This window comes from Rodentibacter mrazii, from assembly GCF_001998825.1.
Classification (GTDB): domain Bacteria; phylum Pseudomonadota; class Gammaproteobacteria; order Enterobacterales; family Pasteurellaceae; genus Rodentibacter; species Rodentibacter mrazii.
Window position 1 is genome coordinate 1 of sequence record NZ_MLHG01000090.1, and the last position, 5,736, is coordinate 5,736.

Sequence of the window (5,736 nt, forward strand, 5' to 3'; positions counted from 1 at the left end):
TTTTTAGTTAAAAATAAAAACAGGCTTTACTAAATAGAGACGACCTCTTACAATAACTGCAATTTTTGGGCTAAGTATAATCTATGAAATCATTAAAATTTTTAACCGCACTTTTTATCACAACGATCCTTACCGCCTGTACATTGGATACAGAGCGTCCAACCAATATGCAATACCTTGATAAAACCGATGCGACTTGGCAACAACATTTGCAAAAAATAGAAAAAATCCGACAATATCGAGCCAAAGGTCAAATCGGTTATATTAGCCCGTCAGAACGTTTTTCCAGCCGTTTTGAATGGCAATATCAAAATCCACAATCCTATACGCTTAAACTTTACTCTCTCATCAGTAAATCCACCTTACTGATTGAAATGCACCCGCAAGGTATGACGATCTCGGATAACAATGGGAATCGACAATCCGCGCGCAATGCAAAATTATTGCTGCAAGAGATGATTGGTATGGATATTCCCTTAGAACATCTTGCATATTGGCTGAAAGGACAACCTGCCGTCAATTCCGATTATAAAGTCGGAATGAATCATTTACTCGGCACATTCAGTTATCCCCTTGAGGGTTCGACTTGGACAGCGGATTATTTAACTTACCATGCTGAAAATTCCATGCCGGAAAATATTTTACTAAAAAATCAAAATACCTCCCAAACTCTAAAAATCCGTGTGGATGAGTGGGCATTTTAATGAAAACACATCAATTTTCGACCGCACTTTCTTCACAACCTTTACTTGGAAAACCTCACCGTTTTCCAAGTCCCGCAAAACTTAATTTATTCCTTTATATCAACGGAAAATTGCCAAACGGCTATCACGAATTACAAACGCTCTTCCAATTTCTTGATTTTGGCGATTGGCTTGACATTGAAATTTGCGAACAAAACAGCGACATTATTATCACACCGAACATTCCTCATTTAAAACCCGAAGATAATTTAATTTACCGAGCGGCAAAACGTTTACAAGAAGAAGCTAATATTACAAAGGGTGCCACCATTCATTTAGATAAAATTCTTCCAATGGGAGGCGGTGTCGGTGGCGGTTCTTCCAATGCCGCAACCACGCTGGTTGCCTTAAATTATCTTTGGGGTGTCAATTTATCCCTTGATGAGCTGGCTGAAATAGGATTGAACTTGGGAGCAGATGTGCCTATTTTTGTACATGGTCACGCTGCTTTTGCTGAAGGCATAGGCGAAAAAATCACCTACTGTAACCCAACAGAAAAGTGGTTTGTGGTATTAAAACCAGAAAGTTCCATTTCCACTGCGGTCATTTTTAATGATCCGAATCTACCGCGCCATACTCCAAAACAAACTTTAGATGTATTGCTTGATTCGCCTTACGAAAACGATTGCCAAAAAATTGTGCTAAATCATTATTCAGACGTTGAAAAAGCCCTAAACTGGTTGCTACAATATGCGCCGGCAAGATTAACCGGAACCGGTGCTTGTGTCTTTGCTGAATTTGATAACGAAGCAGATGCTCAAGCATGCTTTCAACAAAAACCAAAAGAATTATTCGGTTTTGTAGCAAAAGGACTCAATGTTTCGCCTTTACATCAACTGTTGAAACGCCACAATCTCCCTAATTCATCTACAATCTAACCTGAGGTCATAAACTAATGCCAGACATTAAACTCTTCGCAGGGAATGCAACGCCTGAACTTGCAAAACGTATTTCCGAACGTTTATATATTTCCCTTGGTGATGCGACAGTAGGTCGTTTCAGTGATGGTGAAATTCAAGTTCAAATTAACGAAAATGTGCGTGGTGCGGATGTATTTATTATTCAATCAACCTGTGCTCCGACTAACGATAATCTAATGGAATTAATTGTCATAGTGGATGCCTTACGCCGTGCGTCGGCCGGTCGCATTACCGCTGTGATTCCTTACTTCGGTTATGCGCGCCAAGATCGTCGCGTACGTTCCGCCCGTGTACCAATCACCGCCAAAGTTGTTGCCGATATGCTTTCCACTGTCGGTATCGATCGCGTTCTAACCTGTGATCTCCATGCCGAACAAATCCAAGGTTTCTTTGATGTGCCGGTAGATAACGTATTTGGCTCACCGGTACTTATTCATGATATTTTGAAAAAAACCGATCTTGAAAATCCGATCGTTGTTTCTCCGGATATCGGTGGTGTGGTGCGTGCTCGTGCGGTAGCCAAATTATTAAACGATACCGATATGGCGATCATTGACAAACGCCGTCCACACGCTAATGTGGCACAAGTTATGCATATCATTGGCGATGTGGCGGGGCGTGATTGTATTCTTGTAGATGATATGATCGACACCGGCGGTACATTATGTAAAGCGGCTGAAGCCCTCAAAGAACGGGGGGCAAAACGTGTATTTGCTTATGCAACCCATGCGGTTTTCTCCGGTGCGGCAGCAAAAAACCTTGCAAGCGGCTCAATTGATGAAATTGTCGTCACAGATACTATCCCGCTTTCAGCCGAAATGAAAGCGCTTGGTAAGGTACGTGTGCTCACCCTTTCTTCTATGCTGGCAGAATCTATTCGTCGCATCAGTAACGAAGAATCCATATCAGCAATGTTTAACTAATCAACTAAAAATGCGGTCAAATTTGACCGCATTTTTTATGGTTTTTTATGAATACGACAAATCAAATCTATGCCATTGATGTATTTATTACAACAACTGAATTAAATAACGAAAAATCAGTTTTACTTGTTTATGCGAGCAATCCGGAGTTAGCGCAAAACAAGATTCGTATTTATCAGCAAATACATCAAATGCAAATTATGCAAAATTTGCAGTTATTACCTTTAGATATATATTTTCAACGTCATTGTGATGAAAATCTTATTGCTCCAATCAAACAGCAAACAGAGCAACTTTCTGAAGATAACTATTTAACAATCTTTTACCCCAATAAATATGTCGTGCAACATAAATCAGCCACACCTTGTTTAAATAAAATCCGAGAGAAAGTTGATTTTCTCAGCAAGCCGACACTCTTCGAAATCAATTTGATTCCAAAATCAATTACGTCCCATCTATGGCAAGAAAATAGTCACTGTTATGCCTTAATTAATGCGGAAAAAAGCTTTTGGTTTCCTCGAATTTTTCTAGACGATAACACGCTAAAATCGGCGTGTCTGTACAAAGGTGAGCAAGCAGAACGAAAAAGAGAAATTGCGCCCTATCTTGTTCAACTTCCTCAGGAACATACATTAACACAACAACTATTTAGTATCCCGGCTCCCGACCGAGTAGATACCTTTAATCATTGGCATAAAAATGTAGGCGTATTTTTTCGCTCATCGGCTTCTTTTGAGGAAATACTTGAACATTTCAGACGCTTTGTATTTATGAATACATATGAAGATAAATTAGTTTATTTTCGTTTCTATGATCCTCTAGTGATGGAAGATTATTTTGATCGTCTATTGCATTACCCTGAAAAACTTGCCACTTTCTTTGGGGGCAACCTCATTCAGGCATTCCTACTCCCCAATAAAGAAAATTTCATTTATTACGAACCCAAAGTCGATTTATCCCAGTATAAACAAGCCAAGAAACAAATTGATAAATTTGAAATGGATGAAATGAGAGAAAATCATAATAAACGCCTGCTTTCATCACTTATTGAACAAATGATCTCAAGCACGCCGGAATTGCTCAATTATTATGATAAAGAAGTCATTACCAAAGTCGTTCTACATGCTTACGGGATATGTCGAAAAACAAAAATGAATCAATCCTTCAGTGTAGGCTATCTTGCTTTAATTAGCCTTGCTTATGGTACTGTCTTTAATATTTTGGATCCTGAAGGTAAAATAGACCAAATTTTGCACTCTCAAAAAATGACAGAACAGGAAAAGCTCTATGAAATCAACAAACGAGCCGATTTTCTAGAGCAACAAGGTATCATTAAAAATAAATTACAAGAGAATAATTATGCCTAACTTCAAAACATTTATTGAAGAATATCAAGCCAAATCCGAACCCATTGATACCGGTATGGATTCTTGTCGGATGACACTAACTATTCATCATAAAGATACATTACAACGTGATTTGCCAAAAGGTATTCGGGTGAGAGTCTTCGATGAAAATGGAGGCGCTTATGAGGCTAAAATTGATGACTTCGGCACCAGTGTACATCTCGGTGTCAAGTGTGGCATGGTTTCATGGCAATTAATGCGTGATGCAAATCATGTCGCTTATCAAACTCAGGATAATTATCAGCTCACCGATCAAGATGAAAATGCGATTCTCGCACTAAGCGATGGCTATGTTCTGATTGAAGCAAACGGAGAAAAAACCGAAGATCCCCGCCATCAACTTGCAGCCCCCCTCACGATTTTTGCCTCAGTCAACGAGAATAAAATTCAAGCAACTTATTTGCCGCCCCCTATGCTTTGTAATTTGCGTGTTCGCCAAAATGAACGCCAAACAAAATTACCCGATGCCTATCTCAATCAAATCAAACATTATGGGGATTCCGTTACATTCTTTATTCACGGCTACAATGTACCGTTAGGCAATTTAGGACAATTCCCAACAGCGGAAGAACTGGGTAAGAAGCCGGTCTATTTTTTCAATGCCCCTAAACCGGAAGAGGTGCAACGCCCTTATCTTCATTTTTTAGCGGACGACATTGAGCAATATATGAATGTAAAACTAAAAGCACATCCGCTCCGTACAAAATCCGTCGATAGAATACCAAGAGAAAAATACGCTAAACAGGCTGATAAAAAACTCAATGGCACCAATGCCCTTTCTTGGTATCCTAATGTGGAATATTATTTGAATCTGGCAGCCAGTGGGCAAGATGAACTCCGTGAATTTACCCGTTGGGAAGATTATAGCCGTATTGTGGGTGTAACTTGGTCGGGGAACGTCGATCCGAGTATGGTTTTCTTTCGTGCCGAAATGTATGCTAATGAAGCGGGTCATCAATTTTCTTTTATCTTGCGTGATTTAATCAAGCAAAATATCAGGATCAATATTATCACCCACTCTCTTGGGGCAAGAGTCGCCCTCTCAGCGCTAAATATATTGGGTGATCATCCTAGTTTTCATGAAAAGATTGATAATCTCATCATGTGGGAAGCAGCGGTGGCAGATAATGCTATTACCACCAACTACACCAAAGAAAACAACCCGATTGCCATGGAATTATTTCCTTATGCCCACGCAGCAGTAAAACATATTAGTGTGGTTGCCTCAGCAGAAGATGGCGTATTGGGTGGCGATTATGATTTTAGACGTCCGGGCATAGATTCATTCACCGGTTTAGTCGGTGGCGCTTATCCGAAAAAATATACTAATTTAGCTTCAGATAGTTTAGTGCTTGGAGGGGGATTATCAGCTTTACTTGATTATTATCGCCATAATGAGGTGGCGCAATATATCGGACAAATTTATCAAAATAGTTATCTTGGGCAGCAAATGCACCCACACTCACCTCATGCGAGAATAATTAAGCAAAAAATCCGTCAACTTTTTATCAATGAAGCAAATGAAATTAATCATCAGGCGGAGCAACACATCATTCCACCATTAACTCACTACAACTATCTCAAACCTTGGAGCCATTATCGCCATTTTTATCCAGATATTCTTGAACATATTATTGAATCATTTTACGATACATTATTTAATGGTATGGCAACAAATATGAGCGTGCGACAAGCGTTGGGGTTTGTGGCAGGGAAATATACTACAAATAGAAAATCTAAATAC

Annotated in this window: 5 protein-coding genes; all 5 read left to right on the top strand. The window is 39.5% G+C overall.

Going from position 1 to position 5,736, the window contains the following annotated elements; genetic code table 11:
• Positions 1 to 83 precede the first annotated feature (83 nt).
• On the top strand, positions 84 to 704 hold the full coding sequence (lolB, locus tag BKK47_RS11140; RefSeq protein WP_077494899.1) for a lipoprotein insertase outer membrane protein LolB: 621 nt from the start codon (positions 84 to 86) through the stop codon (positions 702 to 704).
• On the top strand, positions 704 to 1,621 hold the full coding sequence (gene ispE, locus BKK47_RS11145) for a 4-(cytidine 5'-diphospho)-2-C-methyl-D-erythritol kinase (RefSeq protein ID WP_077494900.1): 918 nt from the start codon (positions 704 to 706) through the stop codon (positions 1,619 to 1,621). Before lolB ends, ispE begins: the two co-directional genes overlap by 1 nt.
• Before the next feature lie 17 nt (positions 1,622 to 1,638).
• Positions 1,639 to 2,586, top strand: a complete 948-nt coding sequence (locus tag BKK47_RS11150; protein WP_059365294.1) for a ribose-phosphate pyrophosphokinase — start codon at positions 1,639 to 1,641, stop codon at positions 2,584 to 2,586.
• A 47-nt stretch (positions 2,587 to 2,633) separates the two neighbouring features.
• On the top strand, positions 2,634 to 3,953 hold the full coding sequence (locus BKK47_RS11155; protein WP_077494901.1) for a DUF4123 domain-containing protein: 1,320 nt from the start codon (positions 2,634 to 2,636) through the stop codon (positions 3,951 to 3,953).
• Positions 3,946 to 5,736, top strand: a 1,791-nt coding sequence (locus BKK47_RS11160; protein WP_077494902.1) for an alpha/beta hydrolase, incomplete at its 3' end; no start/stop codon positions are given. The genes BKK47_RS11155 and BKK47_RS11160, both read left to right, overlap by 8 nt.

Bases quoted from the DNA above. Each gene is read 5' to 3' on its own strand.
- lolB (WP_077494899.1), top strand. From the start codon at position 84: ATGAAATCATTAAAATTTTTAACCGCACTTTTTATCACAACGATCCTT.
- BKK47_RS11150 (WP_059365294.1), top strand. From the start codon at position 1,639: ATGCCAGACATTAAACTCTTCGCAGGGAATGCAACGCCTGAACTTGCA.
- ispE (WP_077494900.1), top strand. From the start codon at position 704: ATGAAAACACATCAATTTTCGACCGCACTTTCTTCACAACCTTTACTT.
- BKK47_RS11155 (WP_077494901.1), top strand. From the start codon at position 2,634: ATGAATACGACAAATCAAATCTATGCCATTGATGTATTTATTACAACA.